The 22,558-nt window shown below is 71.8% G+C and carries 15 protein-coding genes; 11 read left to right on the top strand and 4 right to left on the bottom strand.

Going from position 1 to position 22,558, the window contains the following annotated elements; all coding sequences use genetic code 11:
- Positions 1–69: 69 nt before the first annotated feature.
- From ACX9MN_RS05035 to ACX9MN_RS05045, 3 genes are all read left to right on the top strand, one after another.
- Entirely contained in the window at positions 70–1,152 is a 1,083-nt protein-coding gene (locus tag ACX9MN_RS05035) for a catalase (protein ID WP_100251044.1), read from the top strand.
- 136 nt (positions 1,153–1,288) lie between these two features.
- The gene (locus ACX9MN_RS05040; protein WP_489723829.1) at positions 1,289–1,837 is read left to right on the top strand and encodes a peroxiredoxin family protein; all 549 of its coding nucleotides are present in this window, start codon (positions 1,289–1,291) and stop codon (positions 1,835–1,837) included.
- Complete coding sequence (locus tag ACX9MN_RS05045) at positions 1,834–2,550, top strand: MOSC domain-containing protein (RefSeq protein WP_489723830.1); 717 nt, start codon at positions 1,834–1,836, stop codon at positions 2,548–2,550. The genes ACX9MN_RS05040 and ACX9MN_RS05045 overlap by 4 nt, the downstream gene beginning before the upstream one ends.
- Before the next feature lie 75 nt (positions 2,551–2,625).
- On the opposite strand, the gene ACX9MN_RS05050 is transcribed toward ACX9MN_RS05045, so the two are convergent.
- Positions 2,626–4,218 (bottom strand): FAD-dependent monooxygenase, encoded by a 1,593-nt coding sequence (locus ACX9MN_RS05050; RefSeq protein ID WP_489723831.1) that lies wholly within the window; start codon positions 4,216–4,218, stop codon positions 2,626–2,628.
- Between the two features lie 388 nt (positions 4,219–4,606).
- On the opposite strand from ACX9MN_RS05050, the gene ACX9MN_RS05055 reads away from it, so the two are divergent.
- Positions 4,607–6,229, top strand: a complete 1,623-nt coding sequence (locus ACX9MN_RS05055) for an adenylate/guanylate cyclase domain-containing protein (RefSeq protein WP_489723832.1) — start codon at positions 4,607–4,609, stop codon at positions 6,227–6,229.
- 16 nt (positions 6,230–6,245) lie between these two features.
- On the opposite strand, the gene ACX9MN_RS05060 is transcribed toward ACX9MN_RS05055, so the two are convergent.
- Positions 6,246–8,225, bottom strand: coding sequence for a M23 family metallopeptidase (locus ACX9MN_RS05060; RefSeq protein ID WP_489723833.1), 1,980 nt, complete (start codon positions 8,223–8,225; stop codon positions 6,246–6,248).
- A gap of 291 nt (positions 8,226–8,516) precedes the next feature.
- Between ACX9MN_RS05060 and ACX9MN_RS05065 the strand changes: the two genes are divergently transcribed.
- Together ACX9MN_RS05065 and ACX9MN_RS05070 are read left to right on the top strand one after the other, a co-directional pair.
- Positions 8,517–8,846, top strand: coding sequence for a CsbD family protein (locus ACX9MN_RS05065; protein ID WP_026604704.1), 330 nt, complete (start codon positions 8,517–8,519; stop codon positions 8,844–8,846).
- Between the two features lie 434 nt (positions 8,847–9,280).
- Positions 9,281–9,541 carry a hypothetical protein gene (locus ACX9MN_RS05070; protein ID WP_489723834.1) on the top strand — a complete coding sequence of 87 codons (261 nt, stop codon included), beginning with the start codon at positions 9,281–9,283 and terminating at the stop codon, positions 9,539–9,541.
- Positions 9,542–9,605: 64 nt separating this feature from the next.
- Here ACX9MN_RS05070 and bcsS read toward each other — a convergent pair whose 3' ends face one another.
- Together bcsS and ACX9MN_RS05080 are read right to left on the bottom strand one after the other, a co-directional pair.
- A complete protein-coding gene (gene bcsS, locus ACX9MN_RS05075) occupies positions 9,606–10,421 on the bottom strand; it encodes a cellulose biosynthesis protein BcsS (RefSeq protein ID WP_091924485.1) in 816 nt (271 codons plus the stop codon).
- Between the two features lie 159 nt (positions 10,422–10,580).
- Positions 10,581–13,004 (bottom strand): response regulator, encoded by a 2,424-nt coding sequence (locus ACX9MN_RS05080; protein ID WP_489723835.1) that lies wholly within the window; start codon positions 13,002–13,004, stop codon positions 10,581–10,583.
- A 424-nt stretch (positions 13,005–13,428) separates the two neighbouring features.
- On the opposite strand from ACX9MN_RS05080, the gene bcsA reads away from it, so the two are divergent.
- The 5 genes from bcsA to bcsN are packed head-to-tail and all read left to right on the top strand — an operon-like array spanning position 13,429 to position 22,556.
- Positions 13,429–15,828: a UDP-forming cellulose synthase catalytic subunit gene (gene bcsA / locus ACX9MN_RS05085; protein WP_489723836.1), complete on the top strand. Its 2,400-nt coding sequence runs from the start codon at positions 13,429–13,431 to the stop codon at positions 15,826–15,828.
- Positions 15,829–15,833: 5 nt separating this feature from the next.
- On the top strand, positions 15,834–18,425 hold the full coding sequence (locus ACX9MN_RS05090) for a cellulose biosynthesis cyclic di-GMP-binding regulatory protein BcsB (RefSeq protein ID WP_489723837.1): 2,592 nt from the start codon (positions 15,834–15,836) through the stop codon (positions 18,423–18,425).
- Positions 18,422–19,576: a family 8 glycosyl hydrolase gene (locus ACX9MN_RS05095; RefSeq protein ID WP_082557707.1), complete on the top strand. Its 1,155-nt coding sequence runs from the start codon at positions 18,422–18,424 to the stop codon at positions 19,574–19,576. The genes ACX9MN_RS05090 and ACX9MN_RS05095 overlap by 4 nt, the downstream gene beginning before the upstream one ends.
- Positions 19,561–21,570 (top strand): hypothetical protein, encoded by a 2,010-nt coding sequence (locus ACX9MN_RS05100; protein ID WP_489723838.1) that lies wholly within the window; start codon positions 19,561–19,563, stop codon positions 21,568–21,570. The genes ACX9MN_RS05095 and ACX9MN_RS05100 overlap by 16 nt, the downstream gene beginning before the upstream one ends.
- Positions 21,567–22,556, top strand: coding sequence for a cellulose biosynthesis protein BcsN (bcsN, locus tag ACX9MN_RS05105; RefSeq protein WP_489723839.1), 990 nt, complete (start codon positions 21,567–21,569; stop codon positions 22,554–22,556). Before ACX9MN_RS05100 ends, bcsN begins: the two co-directional genes overlap by 4 nt.
- Positions 22,557–22,558 lie beyond the last annotated feature (2 nt).

The following is a 22,558-nucleotide window of genomic DNA, read 5'->3' on the forward strand; positions in this document are numbered from 1 at the left end:
GGTTCGGCGACTGCCATCGCCGAACCGCCGGAAGATCCCCCTCCGAGCATCAGAGAAGGACGAGTCACCATGGCATATGCCCGCCTCGACGATCCACCCCCGGCCGCGGCCGGGCTCTCGCCGCGCGCAGACGTGATCGATCGCCGACCCGTGAGGGCGCCGACCGCGCCGAGGATCGCGGCGCTGGCACGCCTCGGCGGGATCCTTCTCGCGCTCCTCGCGCCGCCGACAGGGGCGATCGCCGCCGATGCCCAGGACCTGGTGGAGGCTCTGCGCACAGTCGCCGGCAGTCGGCCCGGCGTGCGCCCGACCTTCGCCAAAGGGCAGTGCGTCCGTGGCACCTACACCCCTGCGGCCGAAGTGGGACAGGTGACGCGGTCGATCAGTTTCACGCGGCCGTGGCCTCTCGTCGGGCGGTTCTCGGTCGGCGGCGGCAACCCGTCGGTGCCGGACGCGACCAGGACTGTCCTGCGCGGCTTCTCGATCAAGCTCCTGTCGGACGGTGGCGAGACCCATCTGCTGTTCGAGAACGCGCCGGTCCACTTCGCGCGGACCGTCGACCAGATGCTCGCGTTCCTGCAGGTCCGCGTTCCCGGCCCCGACGGCAAGCCGAATCCGGAGGCCATCGCGGCCTTCGCGAAGGCCAATCCGGAGACGACGCGCCAGGCGGCCTTCGTCGCCGGCAAGCCTGTCCCGGGCAGCTATGCCGGCCTCGTCTATTGGGGCGTGCACACGTTCACGGGGCTCAACGCGGACGGCCGTGCCGTGCCCTTCAAGTTCAAGATCGTGCCCCGAGCCGGCGAGATCACCCTCAGCGACGAGGAGGCGAAGGGCAAGCCTGCACACTTCCTGGCCGACGCGCTTCGGGAAGAGCTGTCGAAGGGCCCGGCGGGGTTCGACGTCGTGGCCCTGCTCGCCGGGCCCAACGACGATCTCGGCAGCGACATCACCCAGCGGTGGCCCAACGAGGACGACCGGAAGGCGGTCACCCTCGGCACGATCGCCGTGACCGGCATCGAGCCGAACGAGACCTGCGACCAGGGCATCTTCGACCCGGGACAGCTGGCGGACGGCATCGACGCGCCGAAGGACGAGATCTTCGCGGCGCGCCGCACCGCCTACGGGATCTCGTTCGGCCTCCGCTCCCAGTGAGCCTCCGCGGCCCGGCGGCTGCCACCGCCCGGCCGCCACACCCGCTGGCCGCGCCTCGACAGGGCGCCGCGCGGCCAGCAGCCGATGCGACCAGACGGCCGCCCGTCATCGACGACTGGAGCTCCGGAGAAGCGGCATGACCATCCTGGCCCCCGAACTCGTGACCGGTCGCTGGTTCAACACGCCCGCGCCACTCTCCCTCGCCGCGCTGCGCGGCACGGTCGTCGTGCTGCACGCGTTCCAGATGCTGTGCCCCGGCTGCGTGGCGCACAACACGCCGCAGGCCGAGAAGCTGCACCGGATGTTTGCCGGCAACGGCGCGGTCGCGGTGATCGGCCTGCACGCGGTGTTCGAGCATCATGCCGCCATGACCGAAGTCGCCCTCGAAGCCTTCATCCACGAGTATCGTCTGACCCTGCCGATCGCCGTCGACCTCCTCGAGGACGACGGTCCGATCCCGCAGACGATGCGGCGCTACGGTATGCGCGGAACGCCGACCACGATCGTCATCGACCGCGACGGACGCGTCCGGGAACACGCCTTCGGGCAGGTCGACGACCTCGCGCTCGGGATCCTCGTGGGCTCGCTGATCGCGGTACCGGGCACGGGATCGGTGCGCGGGGAGTTGGTACCGGACGGGTGCGACGAAGCCGGCTGCCGGCTCACGGAGGAAGCGCGGCCATGACGGCGCCTCTTCTCCCACCCGTCCTCCCGCTCGTCCTCGCCGGCCCGGTCGCGCCGCTGGGACCGGACGGTCCGCCGAGCGGCATCGTCAAGAACCCCGTTCCCGCGCCGTGGCGGATCACGGCGACCGGTCTCGTGGGCGACGCCCAGGCCGATCTCCGGTACCACGGCGGTCCCGAGAAGGCGCTCCACCAGTATCCGCAGGACCATTACGCCGCCTGGGCCACCGAGATCGGCGATCATCCGCTGCTCTCCGCACCGGGCGCCTTCGGTGAGAATCTCGCGACGACGGGCTGGACGGAGCGCGACGTCTGCGTCGGCGACGTCGCCCGCTTCGGCTCGGCGCTGCTACAGGTCAGCCAGGGGCGCCAGCCCTGCTTCAAGCTCGACCGACGCTTCGGACGATCCGGGATGGCGCTCGCCGTGCAGAGAACGGGGCGGACGGGCTGGTACTGGCGGGTCCTCGAGGACGGCGTCGCCGAGCCGGGCGACAGGATCGAGCTCCGCGCCCGTCCGCGGCCGGACTGGTCGCTCGCGCGCCTGATCCACCTCCTCTACGTCGACACGCGCAACCGGTCCGAGCTGCACGCCGCGAGCGCGATCCCGGAACTGGCGGAGAGCTGGCGCCTGCTCCTGCGCCGACGCTTGCGGACCGGCGCGGTCGAGGATTGGTCGAAGCGCGTCACCGGACGGGATGGCGGGCCGGGCGCCTGAACGCGGGCGCGTCGATGCGGTTGGGCCTCGGACGAGGGGCCGGGCTGCCGGTCGGATGCCGGCCACGGCACGCGCTCATTGCGGGAAGGCCGACGGGAACAGGCGCCGGAGATGCGCGTGCAAGCCGGGCTCGCGCCACGTCCGGCCGCGCCAAGCGAGGTGCCCGTCCGGCCGGATCAGGCAGGCCATGATCCCCGCGCCGTAAGCCTTACCGAAGGCCCCCGTCGGATCCGCGAGCGTCGGCAAGCCCGGAATGGGCACCTCGCTGCCGATGACGACGACCCGGACGCGGGAACGGTGCTGGCGAGCCCAGATCGGCAGATCGGGGCCGGCCACGGTGTCCGACATCCCGGCAGGATGAATGAGGAGGACGTGCTCGGTGCCTCTGAGTTCGTCGAAGAGCCGCGTCGGGAAGCCGAGTCCGTCGCGGACCAGCCCGTAGACGTCGGGCGCCCGGTCGCCGGCCCTCGGGCCGGCCTCCGTCGGCTCCGTCGCGTCGTCGGCGATCCAGGCCGTGTTCCGGTAGCTGACGAGGACCTGCGTGTCGGCGAGGCGGTCCGGCGCGCCGCCGCGCTCCCGACCGTATCCCTCGCTCGCCGTCCGGGTCCGCGCGATCACGTCCGCGCCCACCGGGCGCCGCTCCCCCTCGTAGCTGTCGAGGAGAGCCTCGGGGCTGGCGCCCCGAAGAACCAGGGCGAGCTTCCAGGCCAGATTGTAGGCGTCCTGGATCCCGGTGTTCATCCCCTGCCCGCCGGTCGGCGGGTGGATGTGGGCGGCATCGCCCGCCAGGAAGCAGCGGCCGCGCCGATAGGCGGCGGCGAGGCGCATGCTGATGCGGTACACCGACGACCAGCGCAGGTCCGACAGGCGCGAGCCGTCCGGCAGGAGATCGTCGGCCACGGCCTGCAGGTCGGCCAGCGACGGGCCTTGAAGCTCGGCCTGGATCCCGTGGTCCGACCCGCCCGCCGGCACCAGATGCTGCGGCGCGAGCATCGAGACGCGGTGGCGGCCCGGCTCGGGGAGCGGGATGGCGATGAACATGTCGGGCGGGGCGTCCTCGTTCAGTCGCAGGGCCCGGACCGCGAGGCCGTAGGGTACGTCCCAGGCGATGTGCACGTCACCGAGCATGAACGGCCAGGGATAGGCCTCGCCCTCGAACGGGATGCCGAGCTGGCGCCGGACCGTGCTGTGGGCACCGTCGCAGCCCACGACGTAGCGGAAGTGCGCCTCCGCGACCGCACCGTCCGCCTCCTGCAGGCGCGCGCGGATTCCGGCGCCGTCCTGCTCCAGGGCCGTCAGGCGCAGGCCGCGCTCGACCCGGGCTCCGAAGCGCTCCAATTGACGGTTCAGGACGCGCTCGGTCTCGAATTGGGGCAGACCGAGCGACGCGTAGGGCAGATCGAGCGATGGACTGATCGCGTCGATTGGCGGCTGGCCGTGCAGGATCGTGCGCAGGCCCGTGAGCCAGAGTCCCGCGTCGATCATCTCGCGGGCGAGGCCCATGTCCTCCCAGACTTCCAGCGTGCGCGGGGTGACCCCGATCGCGCGGCAATAGGGCGACGGCCGCGCCGCAGCGTCGACGATCCGGCAGCGCGCCCCGTGCCGGGCGAGATCGCAGGCGAGCGTCAGACCGACCGGACCGGCCCCCACGATCAGTACATCCGCCATCGCCTCCTCCTCGGACCGATCCCGAATCGTCCCAGCGCCCGCACCAATCTGAGTTGGCCTGGCCGGAATCACGCCGTCGACGCGCGGACTATAGGTGCCGTTCGAAGGATCCGCCGCAGGCAGGGCTCGGGATGCGCCGCTCCCGACCGACGACGATGCGCCGATCCCGCGACAGCAGCTCAGCGCGCGTTCCGGAGAGCCGACGGCGGAGGGCGCGTCACGACCTCCCCAAGTCGATTGATTTCGTCGACTGTGTTTCGCGCAGACATTGCATTGATGCCGCGGTTCGGGGTGCGCCCGAAAAGTCAATGCTTCTCGGGAAAGACATCATTGTATATGGAACTGACCAGTATGGGGGCCGTGTCCTGGCGCCCCGGGGTCGCGAGAGATGTCGAGTTTCGACGAGTCGGTCGCGCGCCAGCAGCGGTTCATGGGACCGCTCCTGGTGGCGGCGATCCTGTTCGGCCTGGCCGGGCTGCCGGTCGCGGTCTGGCTCGACCTGCGCGGACTGTCCGAGCGCATGCTCGCCACGCAGGCGATCGAGACCGGCCGGATCATCGACCAGATGCGCAGCTTCTACGCCAGCGACGTCGTGCAGGCGGTCAACGCCGCGACCGGCCGGGTCGAGACGCGTCACGATTACAAGGGGGTGCCGAACGCGATCCCGATCCCCGCGACGCTCTCCCTGGAACTCGGCGAGCGGATCAGCGGCGGCGACGGCGCGGTGAAGTACCGCTTCGTCTCCGATCTCCCGTTCAAGGACCGCAAGCCGCACGATCTCGACAGCTTCGAGACCCAGGCCCTGGCGGACCTCCGGGCGCACCCCAAAACCGGCTTCGTCAGCGAGACGACGGGGTCCATCTTCGACCGGCAGGTGCGCATCGCGGCGCCGATCCGCATGGAATCCGCCTGCGTGCGCTGCCACAACGCCCATCCCCTGAGCCCGAAGACCGACTGGAAGGTCGGCGACGTCCGAGGCATCCAGGAGATCGTCCTGCACCAGCCGATCGCCGCCAACGTCTTCGCCTTCAAGTACCTGCTCGGCTACTTCATCCTGGCGGCGCTCGCCGGCACCACCTTCCTCTTGCTGCAGGCGCGCCAGTCCCGCCTCATCGACCGGATGAACAGGGAGCTGACCGAGTCGAACGGGTTCCTGGCGTCGGTCTCGGTGCAGATCGCCAAGTACATCTCGCCCCAAGTCTACAAGAGCATCTTCAGCGGCGAGCGGGACGTGTCGGTGGCGACCGAGCGCAAGAAGCTGACGATCTTCTTCTCCGACATCAAGGACTTCACCGCGACCACCGAGCGCCTGCAGCCCGAGGAACTGACTGCGCTGCTGAACGAGTACCTGACCGAGATGACCGCCATCGCGGTCAAGCACGGCGGCACGGTGGACAAGTATATCGGCGACGCGATGCTGGTCTTCTTCGGCGACCCGGAGAGCCGGGGCGTCCGCGAGGACGCGCAGGCCTGCGTTCGAATGGCGATCGAGATGCAGAAGCGCCTGGGCCAGCTCAACGCCCGCTGGCGGCGATCCGGCATCGAGCGCCCGTTCCAGGCCCGGATCGGCATCAACACGGGCTACTGCAACGTCGGCAATTTCGGCAGCGACGAGCGGATGGACTACACGATCATCGGCGCGGAGGCGAACCTCGCCGCCCGCCTGCAGGCGGCCGCTGTCCCGGGCGGCATCACCCTGAGCTACGAGACCTACGCGCTGGTGAGCGACATCGTCCAGGCGAGCCCGCAGGAGCCGATCCGCATGAAGGGCATCAGCCGCGAGATCGTCCCCTACGCCATCGAGGGCGACCTCACCGCCGAGGCCCCGGAGACGATCTTCTCCGAACACGCCCGGGGGATCGACTTCTACGTCGACGTCGACGCCCTGGAGATGGAGGGCGCGGCGCGTCTCCGGAAGCGCCTGCTCGACACGCTCGCCGCCGTCGACCGCCGGATGACCGGGGCTGCCACCCCCTCGGAGAACGGCACGCGGCCCTCCGCGGCCGGTTGAGGTCCGGGCGATCGCCTCAGAGCGGCAGGGCCGACATCGCCAGGGCGCCGTGGTGGCGGAGCGCGTTCGTGGCCGCGACCTGCCGCTCGAAAGTTGTCATCAGCCTGGGCGAAACGCCCTGGCTGTCGGGCAGGCGGATCGTCATCGGGTCGAGGAAGCGCCCGTTGACGCTCACCTCGTAGTGGACGTGGGGGCCCGTCGAGAGGCCGGTCGAGCCCATGTAGGCGATGACCTGCCCCTGATGGACGGTCGCGCCGACCTGAACGCCGTGCGCGAGCCGCTGCAGGTGATTGTAGGCCGTCACGTAGCCGTTCGCGTGGTGAATCTCGACGCGATTGCCGTAGCCGCCGCGCGGGCCCGCATACGCCACGGTCCCGTCGCCCGTCGCCATGATCGGCGTGCCGGCCTTGTTGGCCCAATCGACGCCGTTGTGGAAGCGGGCGTAGTGGAGGATCGGATGGACGCGCGTGCCGAACGGGGAGGTGATCCGCCCGTCGGCGATCGGCATGCGCATCAGGAACTTGCGGAGCGAGTTACCTGTCTCGCTGAAGTAGCTCGCCGTCCCGGCCTCGGGCGCCTCGAAGCGGTAGGCGCGGTGCTTCACCCCGCCGAGCGTCAGGGCGACGTAGCGCACCTCCGGCGGGCCGCCCGCCTTCTCGCTCGGGCTGAACAGCACCTCCAGCCGGTCGGACGGGGCGATCCGGCGCTGCATATCCAGGCCGAACGCGAAGATGCCGACGATGCGCTCGGCCAGGATGTCGGGCAGGCCGTTACGCAGGACCGCCTCGTAGATGCTCCTGTAGAGGCTGGCGCCCGAGCCCTCTCCGTCGCCGTCGTCGCCGGAACGCGACGCCGCGACCTGGGCCGACGGCGGCGCCACCGTGACGAAGCCGCCGGAATCCCGTTCCGCGACGATCTCCTCGACGCCGCCCGCGCCGTAGAGCGTCACCCGGGCGATCCGGTGCGCGGCCTCGCCGGCGCGCGACCGGACGAGGAGCAGGTCAACGTGCTGCCCCTCGGCCAGCCCGGTGCGGGCATGCTCGCTGAAGGCGGCCAGGATGGCGGTCACGCGCGCCGGCTCGGCGCCGTTCGCCGCCAGCGTGTCGGCCAGAGTCTCGCCGCGCTTGAGCACGACGTCGCGCGTCTCGGTCAGGCTCAGGCCGGAGGCGGGCTGGGTCTCGGCGAGGTCGGTGATGTTCTCCGGGACGACGCGCACCTCGATCGCGTGGAACGGGTCGCGGCCCGTATCGGCGCCGGCGGCGGTCGCAGCGGCGTCGGCCGGCGCGGCGACCAGGATCTGCGAGAGCAGCCGCTGCGGCGCGAGCGGCACGGCGATCCGCGGCCCCGTCTCGCGCGCCTCATCCGACTGCCTCTCCACGAGGGCCGTGACGTCCTCGTCGCTCAGGCCGGGCGCGTCGTCGGGAACCGACGTGCCCGCGAGCGCGGAGCGCGTGATCGTGACCGTGGTCCCGGACGGATCGTCCACCGGCTCGTCTGCGACAGGGGCGATCTCTCCGTCCGCGGCGAGCTGGCGCGTCGGATCGAAGGGTGGGATCTGCCCGTCGACCGCGTCGCCGGAGGACAGGCTCGTGACCAATCGCACGAAGGGCTGGGTCCGGATAATCTCGCGCGCGCCGACCTGGTGGGTCACCGGCGCGGAGAACTCCTCCCGGTCCGAGGCGACGAGTTGGCGCCGCACGAGGCGGTCGCCGCGCTGTCCGACCACCCCTTGCCCCTCCGCGACCTGGGCGGGCCCCTGGCGGAATGTCGGCTTGGCCGGTGCGAGATCGGTGTCGACGGACATGCGGAGCGCCGCCCCCATGAGGGCCGCGCCGCAGGTGGCGATCAGGCAGCTGGCGCAGAGCCAGCGCAGGTTCAGCCGTCGCCGGTCGAGCGGCGTCGTCACTCCGTGGGTCGGGGCCGCGACCGCGCTGCGCGACAGGGACCTGTGCAGAATGGGCAGCCCGCCGCGCGGTGCTCGTCCGCCCTCGTTCATCCGGTCCCCTCACGCTCAAGCTCGCCGCTTCGGCGGTGAGTGCGGCCTGAATGAGGCTGCGACTTGCGCCTGGCGCGACGCTCGTCCGCTCAAGGAGCGCACGTGTCGAACGCGGTACCGGCGGGCAGGACGGGGCATTCGTCGACCGCCCACGATCGTTTCGACCGGACTCCGCCACGGAGCCGGGGAACGCCCGGCGCAGATCGCTGTTGCCCCAGTCGCCACAGAGGGATCGGGGTCCGACCGCCGCGACTTCGGCACCTTGCCGCGACACATTCGGAGAACATGGTCATGGTCGACACGGACAGGGTCACGGGCGCCGCGCGCGCGTTCGGCGGGAAGGTGCAGGGCGCGGTCGGCGACGCCGTCGACTCGGACCGTCACGCGCTCGAGGGGCGTCTCCGGGAGGCGCAGGGCACCGCCGAGAATCTCTACGGCCAAGCCAAGGACGCCGTGCGGCACGCGGCCGACGAGGTCTCGGACCACGCCGCCGAGGCCTACGACCGGAGCCGCCACGTCGCCTGGGAAGGTCATCAGAAATCCGTCGAGTGGCCGCACGCCTCCCTGATCGTGGCCGGTCTCGTCGGCTTCGGTCTCGGTTTCCTCGTCAGCCGTCTCTGACACGGATCGCCGCGTGCCGCCGTCGGCCTCACGTCGACGGGATCGCGGGGCCGCGAGCGCCGTGCGCGATCAAGTCGGCACGGAGGCCAGGGCCGAGCCCGTGCCGCGAGAGGCGCGGGCCCCCTCTCCCGCGCGGGAGGGGGATGGCACCGGTTCTCGACCGGGAACCGCCGTCCTAATCGAACCATCGCACAGCGGTCGGAAGCGACCCGAGCGGGTTCAGGCACATGCGCACGCAGCCGCCACGCCCGTCGGAAGCCCATCGGCGCTGCCTGGCCGATCCTTGCGGCACAGAGGGTGTCGGCGACCTGCGAGGGTCCACGCCCGAGTCCGGGAATGAGCCTCCAGTATCCACGCCGTTAGTAACTTGTGTTCCGTTATGGAACAGAGTCCTTGGCTCTATTCTCGCTCTAGACACCGCTGAGAGGTGTCTAATGCATCAGTTCATCGGCCTATTTGCCATCTTCGTCACGCTGGCCGGCGTGCTCCACACCTGGGGTGCGCCGCGCTGGGCGACCGCCGGCCTCTGCCTGATCGGTCTCCTCGGCGCGTCGGCCACGCTCGTCGGCATCCAACCCAAGGTGGCCCCGTCGCCGGTGTCCCAGGCGCAGTCGCTCAACGACGCGATGCAGCCCGTCTTCGAAGGCGTCTGGGACCCGCTGCGGCCCGGCCGGCTGCTGACGACGTCCCGGTAGCGTCTCCGGTCCGCGCGGCTTCTGAAACGAGCCGCGCGTCCCGTCAGGCAGCCCGCGCCAAAATCTAGAAGGTCGAGCGCGCCTCGATGCTGGAATAGTACCCGGATCCCTGCACCCGATCCCGGACGTAGCCCGCGGCCACCGACATCTGGACGGGTCCGAAGCGGACGCCGGTCAGGTGGGCGCCGATCCGATACTGGCGGAAGAAGTCGTCGCCGAGGAACAGCGCCTCGGGGCCGATATAGACGCCGTCGGCGAGCATGTAGCCGACGCGCAGGCGCGAGTAGTAGGCGTTGAACTTCGTCGAGTACGAGCCGTAGGCCGAGACCATGGTCCGGTCGGTCGGCGTCGCGTAGAAATTGCCCGCGACCTTCAGCCCGACGCCCGTACCGACGACCGGGTTGCCCGGATCGGGAATCGACAGCTGGTTGCTGCGGACGTTGAAGCCGATGAATCCTGCGAGGGCCGCGTCCTTCCAGACCCACTCGTAACCCGCCTGCAGGGCGCCTTCCTGCTGGTAGCCGGTGACCCGCGTCGCGACGGACCGGCCGGGATACGAGTAGGTGCCACCGATGGCGTCCACGCGGACCCGCAGGCCGTCCCGGGTGGGTGAGCCGTTCGGCGCGGCGGTCACCGTCACGGAGCCGAAGGCCGAGCTGTTCGACGTGACGCTGGTGGATCCGTCGACCGCGACGGCCCAGCTGTCGTCGACCGCCTGCTGCGAGGCGCCCGTGTACCAGTCGGCGCCGGCGCTGCGCGCCGGGAGGTCGGCGGCGGCGGCCTGCGTGGCGGAGGCCGCCGCGCAGGCGCACGAGAGGGCCAGAACGGTCGTGTACGGAGTGCGAGGACGTCGGGCAGCTGGTTCCGCAGTCCTGCCCATATTCGAAAGCTCCGTTAAGGTACGATTTACGCTTTAACCAACACTCGTCGACAATAGTTAACATCCACTTTTGGAAGGACTGAGTTTCGATCAGGGCGTCGGCGCGGAGAGCGAGCGCGAGAACCGCGCGGTCGCTCAATCGGGCGGGATGCGCGGCGATCAGGCCGCGCGCGCGCGGACCGCGGCGTCGAGGACGACCTGCAGGTCCTCGTTGCGGAAAGGCTTGTCGATCCGCAGGAAGGCGTCGGCGGAGCGCGGCAGCTGACCGTGTGGGCTGGCGAGGATGACCCGGATCTGCGGGTAGCGCTCGACCACGGTGGCGGCGAGCTGGAGGCCCGCCATCACCGGCATCGATTGATCGACGATCATCGCGTCGAAGGCGGCGTCGCGGGCGAGGATCTCGAGGGCGTGCGCCCCGGAGGCGGCCTGGACCACCGCGTGGCCGAGATCGGCGAGGACCTCTGCGACGCTGGCCCGCACGAGGCCGTCGCTCTCCACGAGCAGGATCTTCAGCCCCGCCGCGCGGATCGGAGGGAGCGTGGTGACGGCCGGGGGCGCGGCGGGCAGCCAGAACTCGGCCAGGAACGGCTCGGCGCCGGTCCCGTCGCGGATCAGGCGCCAGTGGCCGCCGGTCTCGGTCACGAGCGCCGCGGCCGCCGCGAGGGTCGGGCCTGCTGCCGTCGGCAGCGGCGCGGCCTCGGGTCGGCGACCGCTGCTGACGAGCACGCGCACGTAGGCCGCAACTCCCTCCGCGACGCCCATGTCCTCGGGGGTGCCCTCGACGGCCGCGATGGCGAAGCCGGCGAGGCCGGCGTCGCGAATATGGAAGGCCAGGTTGAGGAGCAGCAGCTCCAGCACGCGCTCGCTGCACAGGACGGGCGGCAGACCGGCGGGGATGCGGTTGAGGACCGGCATCTCGCCGAGGGCGTTCGCGGCCAGGAACGGCAGGTAGCTCTCGAAGGTGGTGGCGAGGTCGGTCTCGGCGAGGGTGATGCCGGTCTCGTCGCCGCGCACGAGGTGCAGCATCCGGCGGGTGAGCGCCGCGCCCCGGCGCGCGCCGGCCGTCGCCCGCCCGACCAGCCGTTCCTGGTCGTCCCCGAGGGTGTGGCGCCGCGCCAGCAGCGTGAGATTCGTCAGGACGACGGTCAGGACGTCGTTGAACTCGTGAACGATACCGTCGGTCACCCGCCGCAGGACGAGGTTGCGACGCGGCTCGACGGGCTGCGGCAGGGTCGCCCCCTCGCCGCCCGGCAGCTTCCGCATCAGGGCGAAGAGCCGCCGGTCGCCCCTGGCGTCGGCGAGGCACAGCAGCCTCACCTGGACCTGCTGCTCCGGCCAGTCGCGGAGGTGCAGGGTCACGTCGTGCGGGCCGTCGGCCGCGAGGGCGGCGTTGCGCGCCCGGTCGAGCACGGGCCGGTCCTCGGCGACGAAGCAGGCGGCGAACGGGGCCGCGACGGGGGCTCCGTCGTCGCCGGCCGCGCTCCGCGAATCCAGCAGGGTCCGGCCGGTGTCCGGATCGATCTCGCAGCAGGCCCAGCCGGAGACCGCCTCGAAGGTTGTCAGCCGCGCCTTGAGGCGCGCGACCTCGGACCCGGCGCCGGCCATCTGCAGCCCGGCACTGCGGCGATGCCCCGCGAAGACGTCCGAGAGCGCCGCGAACTCGCCGATCCAAGTGCGGGGCGCTTCGGTCTCGCCGGCGGTCTCGCTCTCACCCCTCAGGAGGCGGCGCAGCGGTCGCGTCAGCCGCTCTCCCGCGACGAAGCCGAGCGCCGCCGCACAGAGGATCAGGGCGAGCCCGACGCCGAGCATCCGCCAGTCCGGTGACGCGGCGAGCGACGCGCCGGAGGGCACGGCCTGCGCCGTCACCAGCCATCCTGGCGAACCGATCTCGGCCGCGAGACGCATCGGCGTCGTGGCCGAGACGGCCGTCGTCCGGAACGGGCTCGGGGCCCCCGACAGGACCCGGCTGTCCGGGGTGGCGACGAGGAAGCCGAGGGTGTCGGGCAGCGCCGCGGCGCGCCGCACCTCCTCCTCGACCTTGGTGAGATAGCTCGGGTCGGCGTCGAGGCGCAGCAGGCCGTCCTGACCGCGCTCGCCCAGCGCGACGGCGGTCCCGAACGGCGAGTCGGCCTCCGCCCCGTCGCTGACCACGATGACCCCGGCCGCGCGGCCGCGCAGGAACCACGTCTGCCGCGCGACGCTGCTGCCGACGCGGCGCTCGTCCCGGGCCGCCAGCACGGTACCGTCGGGCGCGACGAGGACGGCGTCCCGGTAGACCGGGTTGAGGTCGAGCCACCCGCGCAGGCGCGCGGCGCGCTGGTCGGCGGAGAGCAGGCCCTCGTCGTCGCGGAGCATCAGGGCGGCGTTGCGCGCGTCGACGACGGTCTGCCGCAGCCGCGCCGCGAGGGCGGCGACGTAGGCGCGCGAGGCCGAACCGACCATCTCCTGCGGGGACGCCGCGGGTCCGGGCCGCGCGGCCGGGACGACGATCAGGACGGCGGCCGCGAACCCCGCCGCCGCGGCGATCGCCACCTGCAGAGCGTTGAGCAATCCGAGGGAGATCTGCAGCGGCTTCGCGGTCATCCGTACGCCCGGGGGTCGGTCCCGAGCGAGGCGCGATTTTCGTTAAGGGTCGATTAAGGCCCGCGCGCAACCCGGCCGTGCCCCCCGACGCGGCGCGGTCCGCCGGGCGGGTCGTTCCGACTATCCATGGCGCTCTACGTCGCCTGCGCCGCACCGAAGCCGTTTATAGCGAAGCTTTAGAACGGAATATTAATGTATTCGGCGCAACGGCGCGTCGCGGTCTCGTTCTCGCAGCCCGATCGACTTCTCCACTCCGGGCATCATCTGGGTTGCCCACATTCCTAAGTTAACCGTAATTTCCGGCCAAGTGGAGTCGGCTGGATATTACGAATGGGTTTGTTCATTGACCATCGTCGCTGTACAAACCCGGCGGTAGAGCCGTTGCACCTCGATCCGAGGGATTTTTGGCCCGGGAGGCTGTAGCGTGAGGCAGGCGTTGCGTTGGCTGGCCTGGGTTGGGGCGACAGTCGCCAGCCTCGCCCTGCTCAGCCAGCCGGTCGGGACGCAGGCCCAGCTCGCCATGAGCCTCGCCGCCATGGCGGTGATGATCGTGCTGTGGGCCGTGCTCGACGGGCCGCGCACGCGGTTCGTCTTCATGGCGCTCGGCAGCCTCGTGGTGCTGCGCTACATCCTGTGGCGGCTCACCAACACGCTGCCCTCGCCGGGCGACCCGGTCAGCTTCGGCTTCGGCCTGATCCTGCTGGTGGCCGAGCTCTACTGCGTCTTCATCCTGTTCGTCAGCCTGATCATCAACGCGGACCCGCTGCGGCGCGACCCGCCGCCGGCTGCCCCAGCCGCCGACCTGCCCACGGTCGACGTGTTCGTCCCGAGCTACAACGAGGATGCCGCGATCCTCGCCATGACCCTGGCGGCGGCGCGACAGCTGAACTACCCGCCCGAGAAGCTCACGGTGTGGCTGCTCGACGACGGCGGTACCGACCAGAAGTGCAGCGATGCCGACCCGGTCAAGGCCGCGGCGGCGCGCGCCCGTCGGGGCGAGCTGCAGGCGCTCTGCGACGAGCTCGGCGCCCGCTACCTCACCCGCGCCCGGAACGAGCACGCGAAGGCGGGCAACCTCAACAACGGTCTCGCCCATGCCCGGGGGGACCTCGTGGCGGTGCTGGACGCCGACCACGTCCCGTTCCGCTCGTTCCTGACCGAGACCGTCGGCTATTTCGCGCAGGATCTGCGCCTGTTCCTCGTGCAGACGCCGCACGCGTTCCTCAACCCCGACCCGGTCGAGCGCAACCTGCGGACCTTCGAGCGCATGCCCTCGGAGAACGAGATGTTCTACGCGGTCACGCAGCGCGGCCTCGACAAGTGGAACGGCTCGTTCTTCTGCGGCTCGGCGGCCCTTCTGCGTCGCACCGCCCTCGACGAGGCCGGCGGCTTCTCGGGCATCACCATCACGGAGGATTGCGAGACCGCCTTCGAGCTGCACTCGCGCAACTGGAACAGCGCCTACGTCGACAAGCCGCTGATCGCCGGCCTGCAGCCCGACACACTGGCGGACTTCATCGGCCAGCGCTCCCGCTGGTGCCAGGGGATGTTCCAGATCCTGCTGCTGAAGAACCCGGCCTTCCAGAAGGGCCTCAAGCCCATCCAGAAGATCGCCTATCTCTCCAGCATGACCTTCTGGTTCTTCCCGATCCCGCGGCTGATCTTCATGTTCGCGCCGCTGCTGCACATTTTCTTCGACCTGAAGATCTTCGTGGCCAGCGTGGACGAGTCGATCGCCTATACGCTGACCTACATCATCATTAACTTGATGATCCAGAACTACATCTACGGCAAATTCCGCTGGCCGTTCGTGTCGGAGCTCTACGAGTACATCCAGGGCGTCTACCTGGCCAAGGCGATCGTCTCGGTCATCGCGTCGCCCCGCAAGCCGACCTTCAACGTCACCAACAAGGGGGCGACCCTCGACCACGACCACATCTCGTCGCTCGCCCTTCCGTTCTTCCTGATCTACCTGCTCCTGATGCTCGGCTGCGCCGTCGCGGCGTGGCGCTACCTGTACGAGCCCGGCGTGACCAACCTCATGCTGGTGGTCGGGCTGTGGAACTTCTTCAACCTGCTCACCGCGGGCGCGTCCCTCGGGGTCTGCGCCGAGCGGCGCCAACTCGAGCGCACGCCCTCCCTGGCGATCGATCGCCGCGGCGTCCTCACGGTCGCCGGGCACAGCGTCGACGTCTCGATCGAGCGCGTCTCCGCCGAAGCCTGCACCCTGCGCCTCCTCGGCGGCGCCCTCGATCCGGGGCTCACGCGCCCGCCGCTGCGGGGGACGCTCAGCGTCGAGCCGACGGCCGGCGCGCGCCGGACCGCGCCACTTCCGGTGCACCTGGACCAGGCGACGCGCGACGGACAGGAGCTCGTCATGCGGGTGAACTTCGGCACGCTGGCCATCCGCGACTACCCGGCGCTCGCGGGACTCATGTACGGGGACGCTGAGGCGATGCGGCGCTTCCAGCTCCGGCGGCGGCGGCACAAGGACATTCCGACCGGCACGCTGCAATTCGCGTGGTGGGGCCTGGTCGAGCCGTTCCGCGCGCTCCGCTATCTTCTCGCGAGCCGACGCCCCAGGCCCGTCGAGATCGAGGAGGCGCCGATCTACGACGCACCGCACGACGCCGCCGCGGCACCGGCGCCGGCTCCGGTGCCGTCCGTCCCGGCACCGGCGGCCCCCGTTGCGGCGCCGTCGCTGCCCGCGACCGCCAAACCCACCGACATCGAGAGCGGGGACGACTGGGTCCGCCTGATGATGGATTACGAGAACGAGCGCACCCTGGCCGAGCTTCGCGGCCGGCGCACGAGCGCGGCGTGACGGCGATGGGTGCTCGGCTCCGCCTCCCCGTGCTGGGACTGCTGCTCGGTCTCGCGAGCGTTCCTGCCTTGGCCCAGAGCTTCCTGGGCTCGGGGCCGGCGGAACGGCTGACGGTCCCGCCGAGCGGCAACGCCCTGCGCGCGCCGTCCGAGGACGGGTCGGGCCCCGCGCGCCGGCCGGACGCGTCGGCGACGGAGACGCGGCCGACCGCGCGCCCGTCCGAGCCGCCCCGGACCGCCGCGCCTCAGACGGTGCCGCGCGCGGCGATCCAGGCGACCATAGCGCCGGCGCGCCGGCTTCCGTCCGGCCCGCGCGGCTTCCGCCTGACCGGGGAAGAGGATTCTCTGCGCTACCCCGTCTACCTCACCGAGGCGCAGACGCGGGGACCGGCACGGCTGCGCCTCTCCTACCTGTCGGCGATCTCGGTGGCGCCGGAGAGTTCCGAACTCGCTGCCTTCGTCAACGGGACGAAGGTCGGCTGGACCCGCATCCAGGCGCCCGGTGCCGTGAAGGTGGTGGAGTTCGCCATCGGCGACGGCGTGCTGAAGCCCGGCTACAACGCCGTCACCTTCACCGCCAGCCAGCGCCATCGCGTCGACTGCTCGGTCGGGGCGACCTACGAATTGTGGACGCAGATCGATCCGTCGCGATCCGGCCTCGTGGTCCCGCCGGCGACCGACATGGACGTCCGGTCTCTCGCCGCCGCGGAGCCGGACGAGAGCGGCGCCCTGCCGATCCAGGTCATCCTGAACGAGCGCCCGAACCTCGCTCGCCTGGAGCGCATGATCGAGGCGGTGCAGGCCCTCGCCCTCGTGGGACGGGTCGCCCGTCCGACGGTGACCTTCGGCCCTCCACTGCAGGGCCGAAACGGCATCAACCTCGTCGTCGGTACCGCCTCCGAGATCGCCGGCATCGAAGGCGTTCCCGAACTCGGCCCGATCAGCGGGCCCCGCCTCGCCATCCTGCCGTCGCGGCCGAACACACCGCCGACCCTGGTGGTCACCGGCGCCCGCGACGAGGACGTCCGTCAGGCCATCACCAACCTCGCCGTTCCGGCCGACACCGGGACGCCGGGCGGGCTCAAGGCTGTCCAGCTCTTCCGCGGCTACATGGTGCACGGCGGCGAGAACCTGACGCTCGACCGCCTCGGCGTGACGTCCCGCGAGTTCTCGGGCCGCCTGCTCCATGTCGGCTTCGCCCTCCGCTTTCCCGGGGATTTCGTCCCGGCCGATTACGGCAAGGTGATGCTCCACCTGGCCGGGGCCTACGTGGCCGGGCTCTCCTCGGAGGCCCGCATCGTCATCGACATCAACGGGCGCAACGCGGCCAGCGTCCCGCTGCCCGACGGGCGCGGCGAGGTGTTCGACGACAGCGCGATCCCCCTGCCCTTCAGCCTCTGGCGCCCGGGGGTGAACCACGTCGAGATCTCGGCGCAGTTGCCGAACGCCGCCGACCAGGTCTGTGACACCCTCAGCCCGGCCGCCAAGCAGGCGCGCTTCCTGTTTCTCGACCGATCGCGGATCGAGATCCCGCATTTCGCCCGGGCGGCGCGCAGCCCCGACCTCGCGGCGATCAAGGGGGGCGCCGTACCGTTCGTCGTCCCGGGGCAGCGCGCGCGCCTCGTGCTGCCGACGCCCGACCGCGACAGCGCCGACGCGGCCGCGACCCTCGCCGCCCGACTGGCGATGGCGGCCGAGCGCGTCATCGATTTCGAGGTCGTGACCCAGCAGCAGGTCGTGTCCGACACGAGCCAGCTCGTGGTCGCGCCCGCCCGCGCCCTCGACCCGGCGCTCCTGGAATCGGTCGGTTTCGATCCGCAGCAGGTCCAGCGGGTCTGGGAAGGCCGCGCCGACATGGTCGCCACCCCGGGCCAGTTCGGTCCCGAGGGCGTGCTCACCCTCGATCGGCTGCGCCGCAACCTGCCGATGCGTTGCGCCCTGCCGACCCTGATCCCGCAGGTGCGCCCGGCGCAGCCCGCCCCGGCCCAGCAGGCGCCGCCGTCCCAGGGCGAGACGAGCGCCGGGCCCTCCCCGACCACGGCCCCGGCCCCCTCGCCGGGCTCCGCGTCGGACCGTGAACTTATCGACCGCTGGGAGGCGTCGACACGCGGCTCGCGCCAGATCTGGGCGGCCCTGGACTCCGTCTGGAACGAGATCACCGGCACGGTGCACTCCCTGCGCCAGACGATCACGGCGCAGGTGAAGCCGGACGAGACGGTCGAGGTTCCGGCCACGGCCTCGCTGCTCATCGCCGAGGGACCCCCGGTCCAGGCGAGCAACACCGTGATCGTGACCGCGCCGAACGCGTCGCTGCTGAAGGCGTCCGTCTCCTGCCTCGTCGACCCGGTGGTCTGGGCGAGGCTCGGCGGCAGCGCCGCCTTCCTCGACGCGTCGAACGGCACGCTGGTGACGTCCCGGCCCGAGCGGATCGAGATCGTCGAGACGCAGCCGCGATCTCTGCCGAACCTGCGCCTCGTGTCCGCGGCTTGGCTGTCGATCAACACGGAATACTACGTGGGCATGACCCTCGCGATGGCTCTCTGCCTCGGCCTGGCCACCACGAGCCTCGTGCGCAACGTCGGCAGGAAGAATCCATGAGCCGCCGCGCCCGCACCCCCCTCGCCGCAGCTTTCCTCGCCGCGGCGATCCTGCCCGCGGCGGCCGCCTCGCCCCAGGACGAGCCCGCCGTGCCTCCGAGTACCGCGCAGCCGGGCACGCAGCCCGCGCAGGCGCCCCGGACCGCGATTCAGGGGCTCGCCGGCAAGCTCGGCAACGACGCCGCGTGGCGGGCCTACCGCGCGCGGTTCATCACCGACCAGGGGCGCGTGGTCGACACCGCGAACGGTCAGATCAGCCACAGCGAGGGCCAGGGCTACGGCATGCTGCTCGCCGTGGCGGCCGGTGATCGGGTCAGCTTCGAGCGGATCTGGGGCTGGACCCGGGCCAACCTGATGGTCCGCGGCGACGAGTTGCTGGCGTGGCGCTGGTCACCCGACAAGCGTCCGGCGGTGAGCGACATGAACAACGCCACCGACGGCGACATCCTGATCGCCTGGGCGCTCACCGAGGCGGCCGAGGCCTGGAACGAGCCGAGCTACCGGACCGCCGCGCGCCGGATCGCCATCGAGTTCGGGCGCAAGACCATCCTGTTCCGGGACTCGCACGGGGCGCTGCTGCTCCCCGCGGTCTCGGGCTTCTCGGCCCGGGAGCGCCCGGACGGTCCGCTGATCAACCTCTCCTACTGGATCTTCCCCGCCTTCCCGCGCCTCGCCCTCGTGGCGCCGGAATACGACTGGGCGGCCCTGACGCGCAGCGGCCTCGCCCTGCTGCGGCAGTCGCGCTTCGGTCCGAGCAACCTGCCCACCGAGTGGATCTCCGCCAAGGAGGCGCCGCGTCCCGCGAACGGCTTCCCGCCGCTGTTCTCCTACAACGCCATCCGGATCCCGCTCTACCTCGTCTGGGCGGGGCTGGTGCGGCCCGACGACCTCGCGCCGTTCCAGGCCCTGTGGTCGGGCGCCGATCGGGAACGGCTGCCGATCGTCGACACCGGCGACGGGCGGAAGGTCGAGTGGCTCACCGAGGCCGGCTACATGGGGCTCCCGGCCCTGGTGGCCTGCGCCCTTGACGGGACGCCCTTCCCCGAGGATGCGCGCGGCGACATCGGCAACCAGAACTACTACCCGGCCACTCTGAGCCTCCTCGCCCTGACCGCGGCCCGCATGCGTTACCCGTCATGCCTGAAGTCCTGACCGGTCGTCCGCCGGCACGCCTGCGACCGGCCGCGCCCTGCCTCCTGATGCTGGCGCTCACCGCCGCGCCGGCCGCCGCGCAGGTCGACGCGCGACCCGGTCCCGCGCCGCAGTCTCCCGCCGCGCCGACACGGTCCGAGCCCCGCATCGTCTACGGCGACGGCCCGCGCGCTCCGGCGATCCTGGCCGACCCGGCCACGTCGCGCACGACCGACATGGTCGACGAGAGCGCGCTGCGCTACTACGCGGCCCAGAAGCAGACGGCTCGGATGAAGGCCGAGATCGCCCGCCTGAAGCGGCTCTATCCCGGCTGGAACGAGCCGCCGGACCTCAACGCGCTGCAGCCGAGCCCGCCCGAAGAGGCGCCCCTGTGGGACCTCTTCACCGCGGGGCGGTTCGACGACCTCCGCGCGGCGATCGTCGCGCGCAGGTCGATCGACCCCGCGTGGCAGCCCTCCGAGGAGCTCGCGCGCAAGCTCCGCCGGGCCGAGTTCCGGTCCCGGATCACGGCGCTCACCGGCAAGGACGCCGACGCGATCATCGACCTCTACCGCGCCGATTCCGGCGCCCTCGATCCGCTCGACGTCCAGAGCATCTGGATGGTCGCCGACGCCCTGGGCGATACCGGCTCGGGCGACGAGGCCTTCGAGCTCTACAAGTCGATCCTCGACGGCAACGCCGATTCCGGCGTGCGCCTCGCCACCATCCAGAAGGCGATGGCGCATCTGCGCATGGCGCAGGCGGAGCGCCTGATCGAGATGGGGCACCGGGGCGCGAACGGGGCGTCGGAATTCGACGCGATCCGCCTCGACATCACCCGTGCCCGGATCGCGGCCTTCCTGCACGAGGAGAGCGCCGAGACCCCGACCCCCGCCGATCTCGCGGCCTTCCAGGCCGTCGCCCGCAAGAGTGGCGATCCCACCCAGACGAGCCTCCTCGGCTGGTACGCCTACAAGCGCCGCCAGTTCCGGGAGGCGCTCGAATGGTTCAAGCAGGCGATCGCCCGGGGCGGCGACGCGATGGTCGCCCACGGACTCGCCCTGACCCTGCGCCAGCTCGACATGGCGCGCGAGGCCGAGGAGGTCGCCTACGCGTGGCGCGACAAGTTCGTGGGCAACGAGCTGCTCTACATCGACATCCTGGAGCAGAAGCTGACGCTGCCCCGCCCGCCCGCGATCGAGCCCGCGCGCATCGCCCGCTACGCCCAGGTCGTGACGGCCTCCACCTCGGGCGAAGGTGCCCAGGGGCTGGCGTGGTACGCCTACAATTCCTGCCAGTTCGACACGGCGCTGGAGTGGTTCCAGCGGGCCGTCGCCTGGATGCCGAGCGAGGGGACCGTCTTCGGCTACGCCCTCACGCTGCAGCGCCTGAAGCGGCAGCGCCCGTACCTCGAGGTCGTGAACCGCTACGACGGCCTCTTCGCGAAGGTGGTCGACCTCCTGTTCCGCGAGAATGCCGGCGGGTCGCCGCTGCCCTGCGACCCCGTGCCCGCCGCCGCCGGGCCCGCACCCGGGCGGCACGCCGCGCCCGCGGCGCGGGTCGAGACGCCGCCGATCAACCGGGTGCCGCGGCCGGACCTGCCGCCGGCCGGCGCGGACGCCAAGCCCCTCGCCGTGCAGCGCAACGAGTTCCCCCTGGCGGTCTCCATGGAGAACGCGCTCCGCTACCCGCCGCCGGGGCTCGTGCGGGTCCTGGCCGAGCCCGTTCCCGCGGGGACCTACGCCCGCGAGCCAGCGACCCCGGCGCCCCCCCTGGTGGCCCGGCGCGTGCCCGGCGCGGGCCCGATGCCCTACGAGCGGTTCGGCTACGCCCTGCTCCCGGATTATCGCGGCGTCGACAAGCCCGAATTCCTGTCGCCGCCCGCCGCCGGCACCCTGTGGCAGGACCAGCAGGCCGAGCGCGGGCGACCCGAGAATTCCGAGGCGAAGCGGTTCCAGCTGCCCGCGCGCTCGGCCTACGACACCTCCGCCACGACCGAGCGGACCACCCCGTGAGGCGCGCGGCGATCCGTACGGCCCGGCTCTGCACCCTGGCGTGTCTCCTGCTGCCCGCCGTCGCGCGGGCGCAGACGGTCCCGGTCCTGACCCTGCCCGGCGCCGGGATGCTGACCGCGGTGATCGAGACGCGCGAGCGCGACGGGTTCGACCAGCGGCTGCGCTATGCCGGCGGCGACGGTCGCAACCACGCCGAGATCGCCCTGCGCCGGGAGACCGCCGACCTGCTCCTCGCCTTCCCGCCGCGGCTGGCCAAGCCCAGCGAGTTCGGGATCGCGGGGGAGATCGCCGTCCGGTTTCCCGGGCAGGCGATGACGGTGCGGCCGCCGCTCCGGAACGCCTACGGCCCGGTGGGCATCGCGCTCGGCGCCGACTGCCTCTACGCGTGGCAGTGGATCGAGGGCGGACGCGGCGCCGCGTCCGCCGGCGGGCAGCCGCCCGCTCTGTTCCAGGCGGAGCCGCTCGCGCGCCGCGCGATCTCCCTGCGGATCCGGCTGTGCCGCACCGCCGAGGCCAGCCTCGGCGACCTCGTGCGGGCGGTGGAGGGCCTCAGGATCGCCCTGCCCGGCATCCGCCCCCCGCCGGTTGTCGCGCGCATCCCGCCGCGTCGGGTCGCGCCGCGGGCCGCCGTCCGCCGCCCGAGCCGGCCGGCCGCGGCCGAGGCACGCCGAGACGAGGTTCCGCCGGTGCGGACGCCGGCCGCGTCACCGCCGCAGGTGCCCGTGGCGTCGCCCGTCGCGCCACCCACGGCGCCGCCGGTCGCGCCGCCGGCACCGTCCCCGAGCGCCGGGGCGCCGGATCAGAAGCGCTACATCGTGCCGCCGACCCCCCAGACCCCCGCACCGGTGCTGCCGGAGCCGGGCGGCCAGCGCTACATCACCGAGGGGAGCGGCAGCGGGATCGCACCGAAGCCGGCGCCGGGGCAGGCTCCCGGCGAGACCTTCTTCCGCGACCTGCCGCCGGAGGCCTATCGGCCGCCGAACTGAGT

It is taken from the genome of Methylobacterium sp. 1A, assembly GCF_058072805.1.

What these genes read in the sequence shown, in the direction of transcription:
- ACX9MN_RS05035 (WP_100251044.1), top strand. Translation starts at nt 70, where the DNA reads ATGGCATATGCCCGCCTCGACGATCCACCCCCGGCCGCGGCCGGGCTC.
- ACX9MN_RS05040 (WP_489723829.1), top strand. Translation starts at nt 1,289, where the DNA reads ATGACCATCCTGGCCCCCGAACTCGTGACCGGTCGCTGGTTCAACACG.
- ACX9MN_RS05045 (WP_489723830.1), top strand. Translation starts at nt 1,834, where the DNA reads ATGACGGCGCCTCTTCTCCCACCCGTCCTCCCGCTCGTCCTCGCCGGC.
- ACX9MN_RS05050 (WP_489723831.1), bottom strand. Translation starts at nt 4,218, where the DNA reads ATGGCGGATGTACTGATCGTGGGGGCCGGTCCGGTCGGTCTGACGCTC.
- ACX9MN_RS05055 (WP_489723832.1), top strand. Translation starts at nt 4,607, where the DNA reads ATGTCGAGTTTCGACGAGTCGGTCGCGCGCCAGCAGCGGTTCATGGGA.
- ACX9MN_RS05060 (WP_489723833.1), bottom strand. Translation starts at nt 8,225, where the DNA reads ATGAACGAGGGCGGACGAGCACCGCGCGGCGGGCTGCCCATTCTGCAC.
- ACX9MN_RS05065 (WP_026604704.1), top strand. Translation starts at nt 8,517, where the DNA reads ATGGTCGACACGGACAGGGTCACGGGCGCCGCGCGCGCGTTCGGCGGG.
- ACX9MN_RS05070 (WP_489723834.1), top strand. Translation starts at nt 9,281, where the DNA reads ATGCATCAGTTCATCGGCCTATTTGCCATCTTCGTCACGCTGGCCGGC.
- bcsS (WP_091924485.1), bottom strand. Translation starts at nt 10,421, where the DNA reads ATGGGCAGGACTGCGGAACCAGCTGCCCGACGTCCTCGCACTCCGTAC.
- ACX9MN_RS05080 (WP_489723835.1), bottom strand. Translation starts at nt 13,004, where the DNA reads ATGACCGCGAAGCCGCTGCAGATCTCCCTCGGATTGCTCAACGCTCTG.
- ACX9MN_RS05090 (WP_489723837.1), top strand. Translation starts at nt 15,834, where the DNA reads ATGGGTGCTCGGCTCCGCCTCCCCGTGCTGGGACTGCTGCTCGGTCTC.
- ACX9MN_RS05095 (WP_082557707.1), top strand. Translation starts at nt 18,422, where the DNA reads ATGAGCCGCCGCGCCCGCACCCCCCTCGCCGCAGCTTTCCTCGCCGCG.
- ACX9MN_RS05100 (WP_489723838.1), top strand. Translation starts at nt 19,561, where the DNA reads ATGCCTGAAGTCCTGACCGGTCGTCCGCCGGCACGCCTGCGACCGGCC.